Below are 23,689 nucleotides of genomic sequence, written 5' to 3'. Positions count from 1 at the left end.
TTCCTAGCGGCGATAATTCAAAAGGCGCAGGATCAGAAAGGCCGGCACGACTATGGCAGCCCCGAGCAGGATGTAGCTCGCAAACCGGCCCAGCGCATCAAAGCCCATGTTCCAGAGATGAACGACCGTGTCGCGCAGAGCGTAGAAGATGTCGAATGGCGACCAGTTGAAGGCGCTCATCACGAAACCGACGATAAGCGAAACGATCAGCAGTTTGATGATGACGCGCAGCGGGCTGTCGCCCAGGAATCTGGTCAGTGCCGACACCGGAAGCTCCTTGATCTTGACCGCAAAGAGATACGCATACACGGACGGGCACGCAAGCTCGGGTGGTGCGAAAAGACTTCCATAGATCGGGCACGAATCGGGAGGCTGGAGCGGGTAGCGGGAATCGAACCCGCGCGATCAGCTTGGGAAGCTGACAGGCTACCATTACATCATACCCGCGCAGCGCGCATTAATCCGCGACCTTAAGCCCGGCGTCAAGCGGGTTTGTGACAGGGTGCTGGGGTTGATTCTCGATTTTGAGATGAGCGGCCAGCAGGTTCGTGCGCTTCGTTAGTAATGGCGTTTGACCGGGCGCTGACGATTAGACACAGGGCTCAGAGCGCCGCCGCTAACAGCGTCAGCGCATGGAGAGGCAACGCGCCTGTGTGCTTAATGGGGAACAGGATGCGGATTCGGCGCATCGGCGCCCGGGTCATTGATATGAATTCGGGGGCGGGAGCTGCTCCGGCCTTCACGACGACGCAGAAGACAGGCTTATTCGCGTACCGGACGCAATTGACGACGAAACGGCCGCAACGCTGTTCTTCAAGGGAACGACGGCACAACACCTTTTTCGTCGCGCGCACACGCGGCCCAGCCCGAGGAGCTTCTGCCCGCTCATTCGGTGGCAGGCGCTGTCGACCGGTTTCTCAAACCTCATGCACGGCACTTGATGCCCGCGTGGTCGGCGTGACACGAACGGCGGAGGAAGAAGTAACAGGCGGCTTTCAATGCGGACAGCGTTGTACTTAGCCCATGTCTTCTGTCCCCATCTCTTCCGCCCCCATGTCTTCTACGCCCATGTCTTCTGCGCCCAGCCCGTCCGCACGCTGTTCGCAAACAGTTCGACGCGAACGAGGGATAGCAAGACTGACGGGCATTTCGACCCGAGAGAGTTTCCACCGGATTATAATGGCCGCGGATATCAGGAAGACCGCCCCAAGAATGTAGGGGCCTGTCCGGCCGAATTGCTCAATTCCCACTCCCCCTGACACTACCCCCGCAGCAATTGCCAGCTGCATGACTGAAAACTGGAGGCAACCCGCATTCTCGGCATCGTCTTGGAGCCTGCGTGTGATCCATGTGGTCCACGCCGGTGGAATACAGCCGACGGAGAATCCCCAAACGGCAATGAGCATCCCAACCTTCCAGATGCTACCGGAAAACAGAATAAGGCCAACTGCCGACAATGAGACCGCCAGCGACGATAGAGACAGGGTGGCTATCAAGTCGTGTCTGATCATGAACGAAGAGACGGACGTGCCGACAAGGTTTGCAACGCCGAAAACGAACAGCATCGTCACGATGGCACTGCTTTGATGACCGAACTCGCCCTCCAGGAAAGGGCGCACATACGAGAAGAGCGAGAATTTTCCGGCGAAGACTAGAAATATCGCGAGCATGGCAACCGGAATACCCTCCCGTTTCGACACGCTCAGGACCCCCATGATATTCGCGCGCCGATGCGCAGGCAGCGGAGGCAGTACAACTGCCAGCAACAGCAGGAACATCGTACCTAGACCGGCGATCAGGAGGAACGCTGAACGCCAACCCCACAATGCAGCCAATGCACTTGCGATTGGTACGGTTACTGTCATCGCGATCGGGATTGCGCCGAACATCAGGGAAAATGCGAGAGGAACATCCTGCGGCCTGGCGAGCCGTAGCACGATGGAAGCCGATGTCGCCCAGAAAACCCCCAACGCCAATCCGAACAATGCCCGTCCCGCCAGCATGGTATAGTAATTCGGAGCGAGCGCCACTGACACAGCTCCCAGAATCACAAGCCAAATGCAGATGATCACAACGAGGCGGCGGTCAAGCATCCCCGTAAAGGTGGAGGCAAACAGGCTTCCAAGAACCGCAAAGAACGCAGTGACCGAAATCGCTTGCCCAGCGACCCCTTCCGATACGCTTAGTCCCTCGGCGATCGGACTGAGCAGGCTTGCCGGCAGAAGTTCCGAGGTTACAAAACAGGAAGCACCAAGGGCCATGACAACGATGGCAAGCCAGGCACTGCGGCTGACAACGTCCCTTTTAGAAGTGGGTTCATCGAGAAATGCCATGGAGGCCCTGTTACGGCTGGAATCTTCGCACAATCGGCACTTCCTTAAGGTTCTTCATTTTCCGGCGTAGATGCGGGCACCACGTGTTTCTGCCCGAATTAAAAATGCTCAGGACATCACGCAGATCGATGCAGCTTGACGACAATTGGAGTATGCGAGCCAGCGTCCCGGACAGGGGCCGATAGCCGGCTGTCGTTCAAGGACAGGAAGCAGGCCCAGGTGCAGAAAACCTCTGCACTTTCTCGACATCCGGGGCTGTCCGCCCTCTAGCGGGGCTCATTGACTTGCTGCAACAGTCCCCGAAACGCGTTCCCGAAAATTCCATTCACGCGCAGGAACCGCGTCGATGAGAAAGCGCGTATACTCGTCCCGCGGATTCGTCAGTATGTCTGCGGCACTGCCGGCTTCAACAACACGGCCGTTACGCATGACAATCACGTTGTCGCACAATTGCGCTGCCACCCTCAGATCATGGGTGATGAACAGGATGGCCACCCCGAGTCTGTCCCGAAGGTCGAGCAACAGCTCGATCACCTGTTCCTGTACGGAAACGTCCAATGCAGAAACGGCCTCGTCGCAAATGAGGACAGATGGCTCCAGCGCCAATGCTCTTGCGATACAAATACGTTGTCTTTGACCACCCGAAAGCTGATGCGGATATCGATCCAGCATGGATGGCTGCAACCCGACGGCCTGGATGAGTTCATTACAGCGTCTTTCGATTTCTGCAGGAGCGTAGCCGAAGTTCACCATTCCTTCAGCGATGATGTCGCGCAGCTTCAAGCGCGAGTTCATCGAACGATACGGGTCCTGAAAGACGATCTGAACATGCTTCCTGCTACGGCGCTTGTCCGCCGAAGACAGGTCGTCGATGCTCGCGCCCTTCAGCCGAACCACGCCCTCACTCGCCGGCACGAGTCTGGCAATACAGCGCGCGAGGGTCGTCTTTCCCGAGCCGCTTTCTCCAACAACCCCGAGAATCTCCCCCTCGCGCAGAAGCAGATCTGTGGGATGCAGCGCGTCGAAATATCGTTTTCGCGGGAAACTGCCCATGACATATCGTTTTGCCATGCCCTTCACTTCGAGGACGCCCTCCCCCGACAGTTCACGGCTGGGCACCGGAACGAGGCTGGGAACAGCGCAGATCAGCCTGCGTGTATAATCAGCTGTGGGAGAGGTCAGGATGTCCGTACTCTTGCCTTCTTCGACGACCCGTCCCTTATTCATCACGAGAATTCGATCTGCAATGTCATGCACAACCCCAAAATCATGGGTGATAAACAACACCGCCGTTCCCATCTCTTTCTGCAACTCGGAAATGAGCCCCAGAATTTGGGCCTGGGTGGTCACATCGAGAGCCGTTGTCGGCTCATCGGCGATCAACAGGCGCGGACGCAGGATCAGCGCCATGGCGATCACGACACGCTGACGTTGCCCGCCTGAAAGTTCATGAGGGTAAGCATTGAAGACCCGCTCGGGATCGGGAAGCTTCACCATCTGAAACATCTCCAGGACACGCGCGCGCCGGCCTGCATGATCGCCCTCCCGGTGAATTTCCAGAACCTCCATGACCTGCTTGCCGATGCGTTCCACCGGGTTGAGCGCAGTCATCGGCTCCTGGAATATCATCGACATCCGGGCCGCTCGGAGCTGCCGCAATTCCTGAGAGCTGGCTTTCAGCAAATCCACACCTTCAAGCCGTATGGAGCCGGCCGTGGGGCGCAGAGCGGCCGAATCCAGAAGCTGCATGACCGCAAAACTCGTTACCGATTTGCCCGATCCGCTCTCGCCGACGATGCAAAGCGTTTCACCCGCCCGTACGTTGAAGCTGATATCCGAAACAATCTCACGCCCCGAGTGCAGCGACACTGTCAGGCCATCGACCTGGAGGACGACTTCTCGCTGGTTTGCTTCATTCGTCATCATCATGCTCGCTTTATTAATTTGGGATCGAAACGGTCCCGCAGCCCGTCGCCCAGCAGATTGATCGCAAGGACCGTCAGTGACAGGAACAGACCGGGGAAAAAAACAAGGCCGGGCAGGAGCTGGAAGAACCTGCGCCCTTCCGCCATGATATTTCCCCATGTGGGAATTTCAGGCGGGAGGCCCACCCCCAGAAAGCTCAAGGCCGATTCCGTGAGGATCGCCGAAGCGACGATGAAGCTGCCCTGAACAATCAGCGGTGCCAGTGTATTGGGCAGCATGTGGCGCAAGAGGATGCGCCAGGTCGGAGTGGCGAGCGATACTGCCGCCTCGACATAAGGCTCGCTTCGCAGAGATAGAACCACCGAACGTACAAGACGCGCGACGCGGGGGACCTCCGGCACCACGATCGCGGTGACGACGGTGATGAAATTGGCTCCCATGATGGCAACGAGAGCGACTGCCAGAATGATGGCCGGTATCGCCATAATGCCATCCATGACACGCATGATGACACCATCCAGAGACCGGAAATACCCACTAACGAGGCCGATCAGGAGACCGACTACAAGCGCAACGAGAGCCACAAAGAGCCCCACCAACAGCGACGCACGGGTGCCGTAGAGAACACGGGCAAACACGTCTCGCCCGAGAAGGTCGGTTCCAAAGAAGGCCTCTGCAGAAGGCGGCTTGAGCTTCATGCCGGGGTTGATGAAGTCCGGATCCGCCGAGGTCAGTAGCGGTGCCAGTAGACCTGCGAGAACCACCAAAACCAGAGTGGTGATTGCGAATATGTTGTCATGCAGGAACAGCGCAATGCGCCGCATCCGGATAGCGAGAAGCTCATCGCTTTCAACGCTTGGTGAATGAGAAGATTTGTTCATTGGGTTCCCCCGTCGTATCTCAATACCGGATACGTGGATCGAAAACCGAATAGAGAATATCGGTGAGGAGATTGATGCCGATATAGACCAGCGACAGGAGCAGGATCAGTCCCTGGATCAAGGGATAATCGCGTGCAAGAACGGATTCCACGACCAGGCGTCCCATGCCCGGCAGATTGAAAACGCTCTCCGTGACGACGACCCCGCCGATCAGAAACGCCGCGGCGGAACCTGCCACCGTCAAAATGGGCACGGCGGCATTACGCAGTGCGTGCCGCAAGAGGACCCGCCTTTCCGAAGCCCCCTTGGCTCTCGCTGTTCTGATAAAATCCTCTCCGAGCATCTCAAGCAGGCTCGAACGCGTGATACGGGAGACGAGAGCCACGTACGCCAGAGACAGCGTGAACGCTGGCAACGTGACCGTTCGCAGAAAACGCAACGGGTTTTCACTGATCGGCGTGAACCCCTGCACCGGGAACCAACCCGCTTTCACCGAGAAAAGGAAGATCAGCACGTAGCCGACGACGAAGACCGGGGTGGAGAACCCTAGTACAGCGATACTCATCAGTGATCTGTCCAGCCACCTACCCCGCGCCCAGGCCGCGAGAATCCCCATCGGAATCGCAAGTATCAGCGACAGGAGAATGGTCACGGTCGCCAAGGAGAGTGTCGGTCCAACGCGCGCACCGATCATCTCCGAAACTTTTTTCCCCGAGTGAAGAGAAGTGCCCAGATCCCCCGTGGCAACCTTCCCGATCCATTTGGCAAACTGCACGGGCAAAGGTTGATCCAGGCCCATGTCCTTTCGCATCTTTTCAAGCTGTTCGGTGCTTGCGGATTCACCGGCGATGATCACCGCCGGGTCTCCCGGAGCCAAATACAGCAAGCTGAAAACCAGAAGGGCGACCACCCCCATGACAGGAATGGTCGCAACGATTCTCCTCAGTATGTAGAAGATCATTATTCTGCCGACTTGGTTACGTTCCAGAAGACGGTCGGCCCGTTTGGAATGAGACCGTCAACCCCATTGGTCCATGCATTCAGGCGGCTGCTTTGTCCGAGCGGGGCGTAGATCCCTTCCTCATAGACGACTTTCTGAATTTCAGCAGCGATCTCCTTCCGCTTGGCGACATCGGTCTCGGCCAGAAATGCCTGGATATTCTGATCGATGGCAGGGACGTCTCCCCAGCCGGCATAGCCCTTCGTGCCTTCCGAAACTATCATGTACGACCGGACGGGATCGGAAACCTCCGGCACCTGCCAGGAGGTGATGAAAATGCTCCATCCGCCCTTTTCGACGGCCTCCTGTGATGCCCTGCGGGACAACATTGTCATGAAGTCCATCGCCTGCATTTCCACATTGAACCCGGCAGCACGCAGCTGCTGAGCCATGACCGGTCCGACAGCCGCCATGGCCGGGTTATCGGTGACATGAAGCAAAAGAACGGTTTCGCCTTTGTAGCCAGCTTCCGCCAGCAGGGCCTTGGCCTTTTCAGGCTGGGCTTCGATCGCGATATCCGCCATCACATCGGATTCATAAGTCGTTCCGCAGCCAAAGATTGCACCGCAAGCCTGATAATTATCGGCGTCGCCGAACTGGGCCTGGAGTATCTCTTTCTGACCGACCGCATACAGTGCCGCTTGCCGGATCAGCTTGTTGTCGAAGGGCGGATGGAGGAAATTCAACCGATAGCCGTATTGATAACCCGCCTTGTCCAGATGAGCGGTTGTGATCGCCTCATTGCCTTCCACGAGGGGGGCAAGATCAAGGGGGACATTCTGCATGAAGTCGATTTCGCCTTCAGTGAGCGAATTGACGGCAGTCAGCGGATCTGCAATCTCAATACGCTCGATCCGATCGACTTTCGCGACCTTTCCACCGGCCATGCCGCTGGGCTCCTCGCTGCGTGGCTTGTAGTTCTCATTCTTCACGTAGATGCTCTTCACACCCGGAGAATACTCCCCTTCAACGAACTTGAAGGGGCCTGAGCCGACGTAATTGGTGATGGCTTCCGTGATCGGCGTTGCAGCGGCAGCTTCCGGCATGATGAACAGGGGCACGCCGCTTGGCTTTGCAAAGGCGTCGATCACCACGCCCAGAGGTGTATTCAGTTTAAGAACGAAGGTGTTGTCGTCTTCCGCCTCAAGGCTGTCTGTTGCTTTCATGATGGCAAGCCCCATCCGATCACGCTGTCCCCAGCGCTTGATCGATGCCACCGCATCTTTCGCCGTTACTGGTGCTCCGTCGTGAAAGGCCAGCCCCTCGCGGAGCTTGAAACGATATGTTTTGCCGTCTTCTGAGACCGAATACTCATCGATCATCTGCGGCTGCGCCTGACCCTGTGCATCCTCCGCGAATAGCGTGTCGTAGATGAGATATCCGTGCTCGCGGGTTTGATGGGATGCGGAAAGGATCGGATCGAGATTGCCAAGCCGGCTTTCCATTACGATCTTCAGTGTCTCGGCAGAGGCAGGCCCGCTCAGGACAGCCGCCATCAAAGCCAATGCAAGGCTACGGTGTTTCATGGAAATTCCCCTTTTTGATTTATGTTTGTTATGAGAGCAGCTCCAAACGGGGCTGCTCAGTATCGAAACGCTTATTGCGCACGAAACTCGGGATAGCTCGACGGGGAAAGCTGCTCGATGTTGCGCTTGCCCCAGTCGGTCACATGCATGTGTTCCCACATATGCTCGGCTCCGAGCTGAAGATCCGTGGAGAGCTTGTCCAAATCGACGCCGGGGATCACCCGGTTCTCCATAACCATCCGCCCATCGATCATTGTGGAGTGCAGGTCTTCCGGCGTCGCCGAGTAGACAATGTTGCGGATGGGGTCGCGAAGCGGGGTCATGAACAGCCCCTGCCCCTCCCAGAAAAGCAGGTCTGCCTTTGCTCCCCTGGCGATCCGTCCGAGATCGTCCCGGCCCAGCGATTTCGCGCCCGCCAGCGTTGCGGAATTGAAAACATCCGCTGCCGTAGCCACCTCGGTCCGCCGGTCCTGGATCTTGCTTATCACCGCAGTCCAGCGAAGCGCCTCGATCATGCTTTGAGGACAGGTATCTGTACCGAGAACCATGTTGATTCCCTTTTCCAGATAACGCGCGTAGCTCTCCATCGCGATGCCGCGCCGCGCAAACACCCAAACGTTGTGCGCCACGTTCGTGCCGGTGTCCGAGAGGATTTCCAGGTCGTTTCCGTGGTAGTTCACCCAGCTTGACCCTGACGGCATGATGACGTGCCCAAGCAGCACGTTATCGCCGAGGAAACCCAGTTCATGCAGCCATTCCACTGGAGAACATCCGTTGCGGCGGACCATCTCCTGAAATTCGGGAACGGACTGGGAGACGTGCAGGGCGACCGGTACTTTCATCTCCCGCCCTATCTCGGCCGTACGCTTAAGAAGCGCTGCCGAACACGTATCCACCTGCGCGGGCGTAAGAAATCCCTTGAGCAACCCATTGGCACGGCCCTCGAGCTGCTCAATGAAGTTGACCGCATGGTCCATACGTTCACGGCCGTCATCCTCCCACCACTCATATTTCACGCTGCGGCCGTCGTCGGTGTACCAGCGACCGGATCGATACATCTCTCCGATATAGGCCCGCAGCCCCACCTTCTCGCACTGCTCGGCAACGTAATCGCCATGGCTTCCCATCTCGACGACAGTGGTGGTGCCGGTACGGATCATCTCCGGCACTGACATCGCAATCGAAGCCCTGCGCGCCTGATCGGTGATCGCTCCGTCGCGCGCGGTGAGGAACTCAAACAAGCCCGAAAGATAGAAATTGCGCGGCCCCCGATCTTCCACGAAAGAACGATCGAGCGGCGATTCACTCATGTGAACATGGGTGTTTATGAAGCCCGGCGTGACGATCTTGTCAGAAGCGTCGATCACCTCATCCGCCTCACCGTCAAACGTCTTTCCCACATATGCGATGCGGTCGTCCTCAACCACGATCACCCCATCGCGAAGATGAGTGTGAGTGCCGTTTTGAAACGCGATGATATGGCCCGCGCGGATTAGCTTCACCACCATAATGGGTTTCTCCTTGTGACTTTCGATCAAGCTAAAATGAACAACGCATGCGATCAACACTTTTTTTGAGAAGACAGCGCTGGTGAAGCAAAACCATCACCTTAAAAAATTCAGCCTTACCCTTCATTCAATGACGAGACCCGCCAGCCACCTGCCCTGAGCGGACGGCGATCAAGGTTATCCATTTTAGAGTTTTACGGATTCTTGCGCGAAGGCACCCGCATTTGCGGACGCGCGCGCCCAAAGCACAGAGAGATTCTTCTTTTTAAAAATAGAATTATGCGCTCGGAGTTCAGATCTTATGGATAATTTATCATCCGAAACGAATGTCGGGGAACGACAAATGTGACGGCGCCCGATGCGGGGCTCATGCGTTCAGAAACTCCTGCCAGCGGTGGGTAAGATAAGTATGCTCATCCATAAAAGCGTTCCAGACGCGCACACTGGCCATGCGCTCATAATAGGAACCGCCATCCCTGACATCGCCTTCGCGGATTGTTGGGTGTGCATCGCCATCAAGAAGCGTTCGCGCCGCTGGCTTTCCGCCGTACCAATAGTCCCATTCCTCAGTGCTCAGGTGCCCGCGCGCCGTTTCCGGAAGGATCGAATAATATCCCTGCCGCGAAACCGCGGCCCCAGGAAACCCGGACAGCCACCAGTCCAGATAAGCATAAGCAGCGTCCAGCATCTCACCTTTCGTATCCCTTGAGATGCAAAGGTCCGTATGCCATCCCCGCCCCCCTTCTTCCGCGCTGGCGACTCGCAGGGGAATGCCCTCACGACGCAGACGCTGTACGGTAGGCCCGAACATGCTCTGGATAAGAACCCCGCCACGTCGTGCCAGCCGCACGGACTCATCGGAATTGGACCAGAACCCTTTGAAGTGACCTTTCTTCTTGCGCAGGATCAAACCATCCACCACCATATCAATCTCATCGATGCTGAGATTGGCTACATTGTTGTAGCGCAGCCCCTCCGCTGCTTCGGTCGCCAGCGCGGCTTCGATCATGCCCAGAACAGGATCTGCAAGCAGTGCGACCCGACCTCTCAGGCGGGAATCAAGCAGCCAACTCCAGCTTTCCGGCTCGTCTTCGCCGATCTTCTCCCGCAGCGCCGGATTGTAACCGAAGCAATCCACCCCCTGCGCGACCGGCATGATTGCAATATGGGAACTATGAGCAGAACCGAGTCTCCCATCGGGCTGTACAAATATACCTGCAAACGGATAATTGCCCAACGGCCTGCGCGCACGCGCCAAAAGCGCGCTGCCATTGCTGAGGCGAGACACCTCGATTGGCTGTATCGCACGCGCGGTCCACATGAGATCAACCGTATGCCACTGATGGTAAACATCGTAGCTTTCGGGCTGCTGTATCACCCGGCGCAAGCTTTCCAGACTGTCGATCGTCTCGAAGACTATCGGAAATGGTAGCTCCACACGCGCCCGGTCGATGATCGGCTGCCCAATCATCTCGCTTCGAATAATCACACGCAGGGCCGAGGTCTTGCCAGCACGCATCTTCAGCCCCTTAATTCAACGGACTAAGCCAGGGGGCAATCTGCGGCTCCCTGAAGAGCGACAAAACCTTCAGGCGTGCGCGTGTTCTTTGGTGATCTTCATGCAAATGATAGCGCAAGGCCTCTCCGGCTCCCGTAAAGTCTCCAATCAGCAAGTGATCGATAACCAGCGAATGCTCTGCGATCATGTCCCGGTCATCCGGCGTGGTGACATAACGCCGGAACAACTCATTTACGATGTGATCCAACTGAAGCCGTATCAGGAGATCATGCAACTTACGGTTTTTCAACGCCGCAAGGCAAGTTACATGCAGCGCAGTTTCCAGTTCGGCAAGACGCGGGATGGAAAGCGCCGGCCCGTCGGCAGCCGCGTTGCGCAAGGCGGCCCGAATAGCGAGCAGCTCTTCGCGGGGAATATCCGGCCCCGCCTGTACCAATGCTGCAGGTTCCAGCAAGATACGAATTTCCTGGGCCTCATCGAGCATCCTCACCGAAAGAGGACCGGCAGTCCAATGGGAGGTCCTGCTCTTGCGGACGATGCCCTCGGCATCGAGCCGCGCCAAGGCTTCATGCGCCACCGTACGGGAAACGCCGTAGGTCTCCGCCACCGCACTCTCAGAGATCTGATAGGTGCCGAAGGGGATTACATTCAAAAGCTGTCCCTTCAACCGATCATGGACCTCACCCCAACGGGGCGCCAAGGGCGTATTGCTCTGATTTGTCATCATGGACAAGTCGAGATCCAGCAAATGCAGGTTCTCGCGCACGGCGGTTGCACCTATATCCGGTCCACTGACCTGATATCCCTGCTTGGGCAAAGCACTCAAAAGCCCTTCGCTGGCCAGCATCTCTATCGCGCGCTTTGCGGGGGGACGGCTGATGCCGAGACGATCGGCCACCGCGGCCGTATAAAGACGGGTACCGGCCGGCAATCTTCCCGTTTCGATGTTCTTCGCAAGCACATCCCGCACCAGTTGATAATATGTCTTGGTTCGCATTTTGCCCTTACGCCGATAAACCGAAACCTCGATAGTTCCTGCCAGCCCGGATCGCACCCAAGGTTTCAGTGACCAGGCTCGCACCGTTAATAGAGTACATGAAAGAGAATGAAAAATCGGCCCACCAGGTCCGCGCAGATCGGCGTGCCCCCGCCTTCATCCTCCATTTCACGAACGCTTCATCATTGCCTGCGGCTGATACATTTCTGATTTCGGGGTGGCTGACGCTTCTAACCGATCCCCCACGCCTGCCGCATTCAAATCGGTATAATGCCTGAAACAGGCAAGCCTCTCCTGGCAGATTGCCAAGCCCCCCAAACGAACCAAAGTGACAATTTCGATCCATCCACCAGAACAAGGAAAGGCCCCTGGAGGAAAGGCGGTTCACACACCGAAAACACGATGACGCCCTTCACTCTGTATGGATGAGCCCGGCTCATGTTTTCTCTGTTAGGAGTGAGATTTTTGGAGACATCCCTGCCAGATCCACTCAATCAAGAATGACAGGGGGATATTCTTGTTATTTTACATAATCCATTCTGTCCCCCTGACTGGCTGGTCGGCCTTTCGCTTTCATGGCATGTTTTCGACGGCAATTGTATCAATACGTCAATGCGTCCTTCGGTGTCAGGCCCGCACCCTCTATCATCACTGAAACAACGGTTTCCTGCGGCTGAGTGTTCACAACGCGATAAATCGCCATCGACGCATCGCCCATGGCTCTGCCCTGGCCAATCAATACCTGCCCGTGGGCGATGGCCTGCTCGATGAGTTTTGTTGCGTCTTCACCAATAACGACCGCCGCTTCTCTGTTTCCTGCTTCCTCGCTGTCATTTGACAATCTCGTTTTGACTGCGGCGACCATCCTTCTCATTGATCACAACAAGCAACGGAAATGGCTCGGCAGGATCCCGAGATGGTTCGACTACTGTCAGCAGGCTTGCCCGACGAATAGAGAAGACCGGTTCAACGAAGGTGCGGGGAAGCTTTCAGGATACGATTGGACCATACCTGCGCAGTGCGCGTGAATCCTCGACCCGGAGCCCGGAGCCAAGCGGGGTTACGAGAAGGTGGCGCGGATGGCGGTGTGGGTGGTCGATAAAAGGAGATCGGATCGGGTGCAATGCCGGTTACGAATGCTTCTATGAACTTTCTGAACCGGGAATTGCGTATCGATCCGATCAATGTCTTAAGGTCGTGCTCTGGGCTTCGCGGCACTGTGAAACAGGAATTGAGACTTCCCTGCTTTAATTCTTATGCTGCCCGATGGTGAAGCCTGTACTGAATGGCCACCGGGCCGGACGCAGTTCTCAGCGCACCACGAAACCGAGGCCCACCGGGTCCGTCTGATCAATCAACCACTTCGCATAGCCGACCACCTTTGCGGTGCCCTTCACGGTGGGAATGACCGCACGCTGTGTGCCAAGCATCGTCTCGCCAAGGAGGCAACCTTCAAAACGACCGCAGCCCAGCAGACCCTCCGACTTGATGGTCTGCCCGATCTTGATTTTCCCGCGTGCCTCGAACACCGCCATCATCATGCTGGTACCCGTGCCGCCGGGAGAACGGTCGAGTTTGCCATCGCTGAACACGTGAACATTGCGGTAGAGGCTGTCAGCGTGATCCGGATCCTGCCAGAACGTGGTGAAGTTCAGCCCCTGAATATGCTTCTCGGTCGGATGCCGCACATCCATCTTTGCATTGATCTGATCTTTCACCAGAACGCCCATATCGGAGAGCAGTCGACCATTCTCAGGCCCGATGGGGCGATCCTGGTCAGGCCATTTCACCACAGCAAAGAAGTTGCCGCCAAACGCGATGTCGGCGGTCAGGGCGCCATAGCCAGGCAGCTCAATTGGCACATCCTGCTCCAGGACGAAGGCCGGGACATTTTGAAAACGCGTCCACTGAACCTGTCCGTTTTCGGACGCGACCTCGGAGACGACCATGCCGGCCGGTGTCTCGAAGCGGATCCTGGTGACGGGCTCCGCAACATTGTGAACCAAACCGTGCGAGACCATCGCCATGGAAAGCGCAATGGTTCCGTGACCGCACATTTCCATGAAATCATCGCCATCGGCCCACAGCATACCGGCATCCGCGTCAGGGCTGGAGGGCGGCGTTACAAACACACCAACCATGTCGTTGTGACCGCGAGGCTCACGCAGGAGCGCGGTGCGGATGTAATCGTAATTGTCGCGAATGAACTGGCGCTTTCCGACAATATCGAGACCGTGTGGATAGGGGATGCCACCATGGATGATGCAGGTGGGCTCACCATCGGTGTGCGTGTAGATCACATCGATGTATCTGTTCTTGTTCATCATTTCGATGAGTCCTTTTCTATGCTTAAGACTGAGAGGAGGTCAGAGACCGAGGGCGCGCGGGACCCAGAGAACGATCAGCTCGGGAAACAGGATCACCAGCCCAAGCACCACCAGCATCACGGCGACGAAGGGAAGATTGGCGAGCGTGAGGCTGAAAATGTTGACGCGGGCGATCACGCTGGTGATGAAAAGCGCCGCGCCGACAGGTGGTGTCTGCTGGCCGATGCCCCAGCACAAAACGACAACCATGCCGAAATGCACCGGGTCGATGCCAAGAAGCTGAACCGCCGGGAAGAAGAGCGGCACCACGATGAAAATCATGGCGATGCCGTCCAGGAACGTGCCGGCGATGATCAACACTACACTGAGCACGATCAGGAAGGTCACCGGGGACATGTCCATGCGTGCGATGGGACCAAGCAGACCATCTGCGAGCTGCTCGAAGGTGAAGGCATACCCCATCACATGAGCTGTTGCAGTGACGAACATGACGGCTCCGCTGAGGACCGCAGCCTCGCAGAACGTTTCGTAGAGAACACGGATGGTGAGTGTGCGATAATAGACGACGCCGACAAGTATTCCGTAGACGACAGCCACCGCCGAGGCTTCCGTCGGAGTGAAAACACCCCCGAGGATCCCACCCAGGATGATGACAGGCATTGTCAATGCGGGGGTCGCCCGCAGCATCGCCTTCAGCATCACGCGGACATTGAATTTCTCTTCGACCGGATAGCCCCGATGGACCGAAATGCCCCAGGCGACCGCAATCAGCGCGAGCCCGAGCAGAAGACCTGAGACAATGCCTGCCGCAAACAGGGCACCAGTCGAAATACCCAGATACGCTCCAAGGATGACCATGGGAACGCTGGGCGGAATGATGATGCCGATGGTGGAAGAGGATGCCGTGACAGCAGCAGTGAAGGCACGGCTGTAACCACGCTTGATCATGGGATCGATCAGCATGCCCCCGACAGCCGCAGTGTCGGACATGGAAGTTCCGCTCATTCCGGCGAAGAACATGCTGGTGACGATGTTCACCGCCGCGAGGCCGCCACGCATCTGTCCCACCAGCGTCTTGGCAAACTCCACCAGATGGGCAGAGATGCCACTGCGGCTCATGATCTGACCGGCCAGAATGAAGAGCGGCACCGCCAGAAGCGGGAAACTCTGGACACCCCGATAGAGACGCTGCGCGACGATGACCAGATCGACGTCGCCAAAGAACAGAACTCCTATCGCGATCGCCAGGAGTGCGAACGCAATGGGTAGGCCAATTCCGATGAGGCCCAGCAGGATGCAAAGAACGAAGAGCAGTTCCATGGGATGTCTCAGATTTCGCTTTTGCCGGACATGGGAGCCTCGTCAAACGGCTCCTGGCCTGCAGAAAACCGGCGTAGACCGACGAAAATGCGGGTCACTGCGTCAATGCAAATCAAGAACCCGCACACGGGAATGGCTGCGTAGAGATATGCGTTGGATATCTCGAGTACCTGCGTGGTCTGATCCTGGAACAACACAGTCTGCCGCCAGCCCTGACGCAGCATCAGCAGCCCGATCAGACCAATAAGCGCCTGATTGCAAAGGAACACCATGAGCCGCCCCGGCCGCGGGAGCGCATTCGCCAGAAAGTCCACACGCAGATGCGCATTCTTGCGCAGCGCAAGATAGGCGCCGATGAAAGTGATGTAGGTCAGCAGACCAAGCAGCGCCTCGAAACTCCAGGAAAGGGCGCTGTCGAAGACATAGCGGTAGATCACCGCCATGAAACCGATAACGACCGTGGCCAGAAGTAGCGCGGCGCAGATCGCTTCAAGAATTCGATTGATCACGTCCGCGCTCCTGTTTTTCACTGTGCCGAAGCGCGGATCAGATCGACCAGTTTCTGAGCGTCATCGCCCCGTTCGGCGACCCAGTTCGACCAGACTTCCTCCGACGCTGCAGTGAAGGCGGAGATGTCGGCCTCGTTCACCTCCATACCCTTCTCCTTGAGGAAGGCGACGATATCGCGATCGGCCTCGATGCCCAGTTCAACGGACTTCTTCACAGCTTCTTCGCCGGCTTCTGCAAAAACCGCCTGAACGTTCTCAGGCAATTTCTGGAAAGCCTTCTCGCTCATCAGGAGATAGGTCACGGTGTAGAGGTGATTGGTCAGGGAGAGGTATTTCTGCACCTCATAGAATTTGGTGCTCTTTGCCCAGATGACCGGATTCTCCTGACCATCGAACACGCCGGTCTGCAATGCAGAGTATAGTTCCTGGAACGGAAGCGGAGAGGCATTGGCGCCGTAATGGTTGAAGATATCGATGCGCAACTTGCTGTCTGGAGTGCGCATCTTCACACCCTTCAGGTCTGCTGGCGTGACGATCGGACGAATGTTGTTCGTGATCTGACGGAAGCCGCCTTCAAGATAACCGATGACGCGCAGCCCCTTTGCGGCGAGTCTCTCGCGGATCCAGTCGCCGGCTTCGCCGCCCAGCGCACGGGCGATGTGATCACGATCAGTGAAGATGTATGGCAGGGCAGTCGCGCCCAGCACCGGATCCACGCCCGTGATCGGCGTTTCGATGGTCGCCATGTCGAGAATTCCCACCTGAAGCGACTCCAGGGAGCTCGGCTGATCACCCAGCGCACTGGAGTGAAACACCTTCACGGCGACTTCACCGCCGGTCTTTTCCTTGACCAGATCAGCGAAATGCTGGACAGAGCGGAAGGCGATGCCTTCTTCATTGCCAGGCACGTTGGCCTTCAGCTGAATCTGCTGAGCCATCGCAGGAAAACCAGACAGCGCCAGACCGGCGGCCATCGCAAGCATCACAGCTTTCTTGAACATATCCTGTTCCCTCTTGTTGTCTCGCACTCTATCGGAGCGATCTACCCTGCAGAGATTAAGGCGTAGAACACGGCCTCGGCGAGAAGATTCCAGACGCATTATTGAATTTTTTGGTCAAAACGATATGCTTACCGGCATTTCACACCAAGCTGCCGAAACGCGGTGGCATGCGGGGCCAGAGACTGGAATGCCTGCGGAAAAGGGACAGCAATTACGTGTCGGCTTCGTCTTGCTCGAATCCTTCACGCTCAACGCATTCTCGGGTTTCATCGAAGCGATGCGCCTTTCCGCGGACAAAGGCGGTCGCAGTCGGCAAATCGCCTGCGGCTGGGAAATCATGGGTGGCAAGGACGTCACCGCAAGCTGCGGTCTGAAGATAACCCCCACCAGTGAGTTGGCCGACCCCGGGCTGTTTGATTACATCGCCGTTTGCGGCGGCAACGGCTATCTGGAAAGGCAGCAGCCCCGGTGGCTCGACGACTACCTTCATCGCGCGGCAGCAGCCGGGACACCACTCATCGGCCTTTGTACCGGCACTTTCAACATTGCGCGGGCCGGTCTCATGGAGGGCTATGTCGCGTGCGTTCACTGGAATGTATTCGAAGCATTCAAGGAGCAGTTTCCGCATATTCGCGCTGTCCCCGACCGCATTTTCATTCATGCCGGCGACCGGATCAGTTGCGCGGGCTCGGCTGGCGCGTGCGACCTGGCACTGCATCTCATCACGCAGCACTGCGGCCACGAAAAGGCACAACAGAGCATCCGCCACATGATGCTTCAGGGAGTACGACCGTCAACGCATCCCCAGGCTCACTTCTATGGAGAGATGCAGAATGTGCGCGACAGCGCGGTGCGCCGGGTTGTGCATTTGATGGAGCAGTCGCTGAACGAGCCGCCGCAGGTTCCGGAACTCGCCAGGCAGGCTGGTATCAGTCCAAGGCAGCTGGATCGGCGGTTCATCGCAGAGCTCAACCAGACGCCTTCACGCTACTTCCGTGACATGCGCCTGCGCTATGGAGCCTGGCTGCTGACCCATACAACGGACAAGATTGCGCAAATTGCCGTCGATACCGGGTTTGCCGACGCGGCGCATTTCAGCCGTGCCTTTCGGGCACTATACAGTACCACGCCCCAGGGATATCGAACCGCCATGCAACCCGAGACCAGAGATCACGCAGAACCAACTGCGGAGATTCCAACAGTTGCACGCGCGCTTTGAAGCTGCGTCTTCAGGTCACCTCGGCACGGCATAGATGCGGTCATTAAGAGCGTAGGAGCGCTGACACATCGCCAAGACACATCGTCAGCAACTTCGAGCTCCCCTCATGGAGCGAAGGTGGGCAGAGTTATACCTGTCTTCAATTCCGCCAAAGGGAAACAAGAATCGATATCGGTCGACACTTATTGGCCCCCATTTTTGGGCGGCCAATTGCTTGACATACGTCAGTGATCTTGAATCTATTGAGCTGGTTAATTTTATTGGATGACATTTTGGCGTTACACCTATCATTGTTCAGGATCTTGAAGTCTTTTGCGCTCCCCTGGCTTTTTCTCGGACTTCTCGTTTGCATTCAGCCACCTGCCCTGGCTCAAACCGCCGATGATGGGGCAAAGAAGGACCCCTTCCAGCAGATGCTGCAAATCGAGGAGCGCCTCCGTCTGGCCGGTCACAAGCCAAGCTTCAGCAATGTTCAAAAAGTGTTGCGCGGAGAATTGAAGCTCCCGTCCAAGGCAGAATTGCTGTCGGCAAAGAACCCTGTGACCAAGGGCTACGCCAAGGTGAAAGACTACGTCTACAAGAACGGCGATCGGTACACCGGTGAGGTGCTCAATGGTCGCCGGCACGGCCATGGCACCTATTACTGGAAGGACGGCGGCCACTACACAGGCGCCTGGGTCCAGGGCAGGCGTGAAGGCAAGGGCCGCATGGTCACCAAGTCCGGCGGGGTTTATGTGGGCGAATTCCTCGACAGCAAGATCCAGGGCGCGGGAACCTATGAAACGAAGGAAGGCGACGTCTATTCAGGGACATTTCATGGGTCGCCTGGAGAGGGCGAAGGCACCTTCACCGCGAAAGGAGGCCGGCCTGAAAAGGCAAAATGGTCGGATGGGCGTGTGGTTCTTGCGTCCAAAAAGGCTGAGGAGAGAAATTTCGGTCGCCTGACGCCAGAGGCGCGCGCCCGCGCTGAAGCGAAGGTCGAGGAGCGGAAATACAGAACGCGCGAGAAATATGGGAAAAAGGATGGAAGCCGAAAAAGCCTCTATCTTGTCACCTGGGGGGCGGAAGACAGTATCGACCCTGGCGAACTTTATCCCGATCGTGCCCAGTCGGAAGTCGCAACACGCCGCCGCGTTGACCAGTATCTGCTGTTCAGACTGAGAGGCAGGGACAGCCGGCGCTGCCACCTCATCAGTTCAGGGGTGACGGTGGATGAATACAGGATCAAAAAAGGATCCTTCGACCGGTTTTATGCTCGATTGAAACGCGTCGAAGACAGGAATTCAGGCATTGAAGGCGGCACGCTCTTTCTGGGCGAACTTGCAGCCAAGAAAAAGGCCCGGCGCGTTGCCGAGAGGCTCGTGCGTTCCGGCGACTGGAAGGGATGGTCGGTCATGAGCATGAAGAACAAGCGGGACCTGCCCGTCAGATGCTCTTCCGGGAACATGAGGCGGCAATAGCGCGCCATTCAAGCGTGGTTTTGGCTAGCCGCTGCCTCCCGGCACGGCGCGAGGGCTGACGGCAGGCGAGCAGAATCTTGCAAAAGAAGGATGAGAACCGCATCTGGCGCAAGGGCGGTCTGTCAGCCCAGCAGATGCTCCTCCACCAGTGTCGCCACTCTCTTGAACGGCAAGACGCCGCCACTTCCAACCCAGGGCAGCGTTTCGCCGGCCAGAAGCAGAGGAACCCGCTCGCGCGTGTGGTCTGTTCCCGCCCAGGTCGGGTCGTTGCCGTGGTCAGCCGTCAGCATCAGAAGATCGCCGGGACGCAGCTTCGGGAGGAGCTCGGCAAGGCGACGGTCGAACCATTCGAGCGCCCGTGCATAACCGGCGACATCGCGGCGGTGGCCGTAAAGGCTGTCGAACTCGACGAAATTGGCAAAGACGAGATCACCATCGGCAACAGTTTCGACAGTCTCCAGAAGCCGGTCGAAAAGCTCATCGTCGCAGGAACCTTTCAGGACACGCGAAATGCCTTTGCCGGCGAAGATGTCTCCAATCTTTCCCACGCCATGCACGGTTCGACCAGCGGCCACCAGACGGTCGCAGATCGTTTCTCCGGGCGGAGCGATGGCGAGATCGCGCCGGTTGGCGGTGCGGGTGAACCCGCTTTCCGCATCCCCAACGAAAGGCCGCGCGATGATGCGCCCCACATTCATCGGATGGAAGATCTCGGCTGCTGCCTCACACAGTCGCAAAAGCCGTTCGAGACCGAATGTCTCCTCATGGGCGGCGATCTGCACCACACTGTCAGCCGAGGTGTAGACGATCGGTGCGCCGGTCTTCATGTGCTCCGCGCCGAAGCGCTCCAGCACATCCGAGCCGGAGCCATGCGCGTTGAAAAGCGTGCGGTCCAGCCCGCCCGCCTGCCGCAACCGCGCCATCGCGTCTTGGGGAAACGCTGGCACCTCATGGGGGAAGTAATGCCAGTCTCTGGAAAGTGGCAGGCCCGCCAGCTCCCAGTGTCCGGTCTGGGTGTCCTTGCCCGCACTTTCTTCCTGAAGGGCCGCCCAGGAAGCGCCTGATCCGGGAGGGGCAAGCCCCGGTGCCGACTGGCCGCAGGCGAGCTCGAGTGCGGCACCAAGACCAAGCGCGGAAAGACTGGGAAGATGAAGCGGGCCGGAACGCCCCTCCTCCGCCCTGCCCGCGGCACAGGCTTCAGCGATGTGAAGAACCGTGTTCGAGCCGGCATCGCCGAACCGCCCGGCATCCGGTGCACCGCCTATGCCTACCGAATCCAGAACGCACAGGAAGACACGACCGTTTACAGACATCCATCACCCTTCCGCGAAGCGCGCCTCCATGCGACGGCGCAACGCTTCGAACAGTTCATAAAAGCTCCAGCCCATAAGCGAGAGGAGCAGCACCATGCCGATCACTGTGGCTGTGTCGGCATTCTCCTGTCCAGAGGAAAGGAGATAGCCCACGCCCTCATTGGCGCCCATCAGCTCGCCAATCACGGCCGCCGTCATGGCCGCCGTCATGGCTGCCGTCATGGCAGGCGTGGTCGCCACTGTCGCGCCGGCAAAGAGCGTCGGAAGTGCGGAAGGCAGCTCGATGCGCAGGAAGCGCTGCAGGGGCGACAGCTTCAGGACGCGCGCCAGATCCAGATAGGATTTGCTGACGAAACGCACGCCGGACAGCATGCCCGTCATCACAGGGAAGAAGGTGCTTTCACCGCCAGCCACGGGGTCACCGGTGGACTGAGGATGTTTATGAGAAACGTGAATTGAAGCAACAAGCCCCGACCGCTCTCATCCTGGCGTATATCGCCTCAGGGGAACGGGGGGCTTGCCGAAAGTATGGTCTTCAGATCGGCTTCGGCCTCAGCAGTGGCCGATCATCCATTTCTTGCGCGGCGAAGGTGGTCCCTTCTTGCCAATCTTGCAGAGGGAACAGCCACAGCCGGCAAGATGTTCCTTCTTGACCACGCGCGGCTCGCTGCCGCTCTTTTCCGAGCGCGCCAGCGCGCGCCGGAGCGTACCGTTCATCAGGCTGAGGCTTGGCGCGGCCACATCGCGGTTGCTCGGCGTCTGGCAGCCTGGGCAGGCGCACGCATTGCCTGCGTCCGCCATCGACGTCCACTCGTTGAAAGGTCCGCAATCTTCGCAAACATAATTGTACAGCGGCATATTGGTCTCCGAAAATTCTATATGGCGTGGTGCGGCGGCCTGACGCCGCCGCACGAAAAAGCTCAGAGCATTCCCTGAAGCAGCAGGAATCCCGGCAACCAGCCGGTGACGATGCCCGTGAGAAGCGTGAAGACTGCAGTGGCCTGCAGGATCGGACGCTTCAAGGCAAGCAGCAGGAAATACATGAACCAGAGCACCGCCCAGATGGCCCAGTTGAGGCCGAGCCAGGTGTCGGTGAAGGTCTGGGCGCCGGCCAGTCCTTCAACCGCGATGGGCACGACGGTGATGGCCACGAACAGGCTGAACCAGCCGAGTCCGCGCCCATCCACCGCGACGACGCGGTTGTAGGCAACCCAGAGATAGGTGGTGGTGAACAACAGTGTGAGCGCCGCCGATTTGATCGACGCTGCATCAGCCCCGGCACCGAACGCCGAAGCCAGCGCTACGCAGAGCGTAACAAAGCCGGACACCACATTGATGACGACAATCTCCCTGTCGTCGATTTTCCCCATCAGCCACAGCCCGTTGAGGAACAGGACGGCGCCGACGTATAGCAAGGCAAACCCGAGCAGCATGGTAGCTCTTCCTCCCGAAAGGCGGGTTCAGCCGGGTCCCACCCCGGCTGTCCCACTCGTTTCTTTTTAAACACGGCCAGATGAAGCACCGGAACAACCGGGACGCAGGCTCCGCCTCCCCCGACCAATGCTCCAGGCCACTCAGCTTGTTCGCGCGACATCCACACCGGAGACCTGTTTGGTCGGGCCGGTCGAGTTTGGATTGATGTCGAAGTCGAAGATCGCGGTCGGAATGGCCAGCGTGGCGCATACATTCGGTATGTCCACGATGCCGGCTATTCGTCCTTCCACCGGGGCCGTGCCGAGGATGCTGTAAGCCTGCTCGCCCGTGTAACCGAACTTCTTCAGGTACTCGATGGCGTTGAGGCAGGCCCGTCGATAGGCCACATGCGCGTCCAGATAATACTGTTCGCCCGTGTGCTCATCGACCGAGATGCCCTCGAAGATCAGGTAATCATCGAAATGCGGGTCGATCGGGCTCGGCTTGAAGATCGGGTTGATGACACCGTATTTCGCCATACCACCCTTGATGACATCGACGCTGATGTCGATCCAGCCAGCCATTTCGATGGCGCCGCAGAAGGTGATTTCGCCATCGCCCTGCGAGAAGTGGATGTCGCCCATGGAGAGGCCACCACCTTTGACGTAGACAGGGAAATAGACCTTGGAGCCACGCGACAGGTTCTTGATGTCGCAGTTGCCGCCGTGTTCACGCGGCGGCACGGTGCGCCACGCTTCGGCAGCGGCCTTGCGCGCCGCATCGCCCGACATCTGGCCCATGAGCGCCGTGTCGGAGTAAGGCAGTGCAGCCAGCGGCGGCACCCGGTTCGGGTCGGTCGAAACCAGCTCTTCCTCACGGCGGTTCGCTTCAGCCAGAAGCGCATGATCGGGCAGACAGCCGATCAGGCCGGGGTGAATGATGCCAGGGTAGCGCACGCCGGGGATATGACGGGATGTGGTGTAGATGCCCTGGAAATCCCAGCAGGACTTGGTTGCGTTGGGATAATGCTCCGTCAGGAAGCCGCCGCCATTTTCCTTGGCGAACAGGCCGTTGAAGCCCCATTCGGATTCAGGCATTGCGCCGATGTCAAGAATATCGACGACGAGCAGATCTCCCGGCTCTGCGCCCTCGAAACCGAATGGACCGCTTAGATAGTGAACGCGGGTCAGGTCGACATCGCGCACGTCGTTGGCGCTGTCATTGTTGCCGATCTGTCCGCCGGTCCAGTCGTAGCACTCGACACGGAAAACTTCACCGCGCTTGAAAGTCTCAACCATGGGAATGTCGGGATGCCAGCGATTGTGCGTCTTTATCGCCTGATCCTCTGGCGCCTTGTTGAGATCGACAGAAAACACTGTTTTAGGCATTGGGTCTCCTCCTCTTGAACGGCCAGTCGGAGGTTTCCATTTCGAGCCC

Annotated in this window: 21 protein-coding genes and 1 tRNA gene; 2 read left to right on the top strand and 20 right to left on the bottom strand. The window is 57.9% G+C overall.

The genetic code is table 11. From position 1 onward, the window contains the following. Nucleotides 1-3: 3 nt before the first annotated feature. From HF949_RS05910 to HF949_RS05840, 15 genes are all read right to left on the bottom strand, one after another. The gene (locus tag HF949_RS05910) at nt 4-267 is read right to left on the bottom strand and encodes a DUF6460 domain-containing protein (protein ID WP_223019589.1); all 264 of its coding nucleotides are present in this window, start codon (nt 265-267) and stop codon (nt 4-6) included. 106 nt (nt 268-373) lie between these two features. Further along, nucleotides 374-447 (bottom strand) — tRNA-Gly (locus HF949_RS05905). Between the two features lie 569 nt (nt 448-1,016). Continuing rightward, the gene (locus tag HF949_RS05900; RefSeq protein WP_292898997.1) at nt 1,017-2,333 is read right to left on the bottom strand and encodes an MFS transporter; all 1,317 of its coding nucleotides are present in this window, start codon (nt 2,331-2,333) and stop codon (nt 1,017-1,019) included. Between the two features lie 276 nt (nt 2,334-2,609). Further along, complete coding sequence (locus HF949_RS05895) at nt 2,610-4,262, bottom strand: dipeptide ABC transporter ATP-binding protein (RefSeq protein ID WP_292898995.1); 1,653 nt, start codon at nt 4,260-4,262, stop codon at nt 2,610-2,612. After that, nucleotides 4,259-5,140 carry an ABC transporter permease gene (locus HF949_RS05890; protein ID WP_292898993.1) on the bottom strand — a complete coding sequence of 294 codons (882 nt, stop codon included), beginning with the start codon at nt 5,138-5,140 and terminating at the stop codon, nt 4,259-4,261. Before HF949_RS05890 ends, HF949_RS05895 begins: the two co-directional genes overlap by 4 nt. Before the next feature lie 19 nt (nt 5,141-5,159). Beyond that, on the bottom strand, nt 5,160-6,101 hold the full coding sequence (locus HF949_RS05885; protein ID WP_292898992.1) for an ABC transporter permease: 942 nt from the start codon (nt 6,099-6,101) through the stop codon (nt 5,160-5,162). Further along, nucleotides 6,101-7,666, bottom strand: a complete 1,566-nt coding sequence (locus tag HF949_RS05880; RefSeq protein ID WP_292898990.1) for an ABC transporter substrate-binding protein — start codon at nt 7,664-7,666, stop codon at nt 6,101-6,103. The genes HF949_RS05885 and HF949_RS05880 overlap by 1 nt, the downstream gene beginning before the upstream one ends. Before the next feature lie 71 nt (nt 7,667-7,737). Continuing rightward, nucleotides 7,738-9,174, bottom strand: coding sequence for an amidohydrolase family protein (locus HF949_RS05875; RefSeq protein ID WP_292898988.1), 1,437 nt, complete (start codon nt 9,172-9,174; stop codon nt 7,738-7,740). A gap of 367 nt (nt 9,175-9,541) precedes the next feature. After that, nucleotides 9,542-10,693: an ABC transporter substrate-binding protein gene (locus HF949_RS05870; protein ID WP_292898986.1), complete on the bottom strand. Its 1,152-nt coding sequence runs from the start codon at nt 10,691-10,693 to the stop codon at nt 9,542-9,544. Nucleotides 10,694-10,703: 10 nt separating this feature from the next. Beyond that, nucleotides 10,704-11,690, bottom strand: coding sequence for a GntR family transcriptional regulator (locus tag HF949_RS05865; RefSeq protein ID WP_292898984.1), 987 nt, complete (start codon nt 11,688-11,690; stop codon nt 10,704-10,706). Nucleotides 11,691-12,291: 601 nt separating this feature from the next. Beyond that, nucleotides 12,292-12,555: a hypothetical protein gene (locus HF949_RS05860; RefSeq protein WP_292898982.1), complete on the bottom strand. Its 264-nt coding sequence runs from the start codon at nt 12,553-12,555 to the stop codon at nt 12,292-12,294. Nucleotides 12,556-13,000: 445 nt separating this feature from the next. Beyond that, on the bottom strand, nt 13,001-14,017 hold the full coding sequence (locus HF949_RS05855; RefSeq protein ID WP_292898980.1) for a proline racemase family protein: 1,017 nt from the start codon (nt 14,015-14,017) through the stop codon (nt 13,001-13,003). A 39-nt stretch (nt 14,018-14,056) separates the two neighbouring features. Next, on the bottom strand, nt 14,057-15,337 hold the full coding sequence (locus tag HF949_RS05850) for a TRAP transporter large permease (protein ID WP_292898978.1): 1,281 nt from the start codon (nt 15,335-15,337) through the stop codon (nt 14,057-14,059). Nucleotides 15,338-15,345: 8 nt separating this feature from the next. Further along, nucleotides 15,346-15,846: a TRAP transporter small permease gene (locus tag HF949_RS05845; RefSeq protein WP_292898976.1), complete on the bottom strand. Its 501-nt coding sequence runs from the start codon at nt 15,844-15,846 to the stop codon at nt 15,346-15,348. Between the two features lie 17 nt (nt 15,847-15,863). Beyond that, a complete protein-coding gene (locus tag HF949_RS05840; RefSeq protein WP_292898974.1) occupies nt 15,864-16,847 on the bottom strand; it encodes a TRAP transporter substrate-binding protein in 984 nt (327 codons plus the stop codon). Nucleotides 16,848-17,184: 337 nt separating this feature from the next. Here HF949_RS05840 and HF949_RS05835 point away from each other — a divergent pair, with 337 nt between their 5' ends. After that, nucleotides 17,185-18,066: a GlxA family transcriptional regulator gene (locus tag HF949_RS05835; protein ID WP_292898972.1), complete on the top strand. Its 882-nt coding sequence runs from the start codon at nt 17,185-17,187 to the stop codon at nt 18,064-18,066. A gap of 413 nt (nt 18,067-18,479) precedes the next feature. Next, entirely contained in the window at nt 18,480-19,526 is a 1,047-nt protein-coding gene (locus HF949_RS05830) for an MORN repeat-containing protein (RefSeq protein ID WP_292898970.1), read from the top strand. Nucleotides 19,527-19,648: 122 nt separating this feature from the next. Here the strand turns inward: HF949_RS05830 and HF949_RS05825 are convergent, their stop codons facing one another. The 5 genes from HF949_RS05825 to fmdA all read right to left on the bottom strand — a co-directional run bounded on the left by HF949_RS05825 (nt 19,649) and on the right by fmdA (nt 23,640). Then, nucleotides 19,649-20,839, bottom strand: coding sequence for a phosphopentomutase (locus HF949_RS05825; protein ID WP_292898968.1), 1,191 nt, complete (start codon nt 20,837-20,839; stop codon nt 19,649-19,651). A 3-nt stretch (nt 20,840-20,842) separates the two neighbouring features. After that, complete coding sequence (locus HF949_RS05820; protein WP_292898966.1) at nt 20,843-21,253, bottom strand: ABC transporter permease; 411 nt, start codon at nt 21,251-21,253, stop codon at nt 20,843-20,845. Nucleotides 21,254-21,391: 138 nt separating this feature from the next. Continuing rightward, nucleotides 21,392-21,697 (bottom strand): FmdB family zinc ribbon protein, encoded by a 306-nt coding sequence (locus HF949_RS05815; RefSeq protein WP_292898965.1) that lies wholly within the window; start codon nt 21,695-21,697, stop codon nt 21,392-21,394. 62 nt (nt 21,698-21,759) lie between these two features. Continuing rightward, a complete protein-coding gene (locus HF949_RS05810; RefSeq protein WP_292898964.1) occupies nt 21,760-22,272 on the bottom strand; it encodes an AmiS/UreI family transporter in 513 nt (170 codons plus the stop codon). Between the two features lie 141 nt (nt 22,273-22,413). Continuing rightward, nucleotides 22,414-23,640, bottom strand: coding sequence for a formamidase (gene fmdA, locus HF949_RS05805; protein ID WP_292898962.1), 1,227 nt, complete (start codon nt 23,638-23,640; stop codon nt 22,414-22,416). Nucleotides 23,641-23,689 lie beyond the last annotated feature (49 nt).

The organism is Nitratireductor sp. (genome assembly GCF_017794765.1).
Classification (GTDB): domain Bacteria; phylum Pseudomonadota; class Alphaproteobacteria; order Rhizobiales; family Rhizobiaceae; genus Nitratireductor.
The sequence above is the reverse complement of the archived record's forward strand: the minus strand, read 5'-3'. Positions and strand labels throughout refer to the sequence as shown.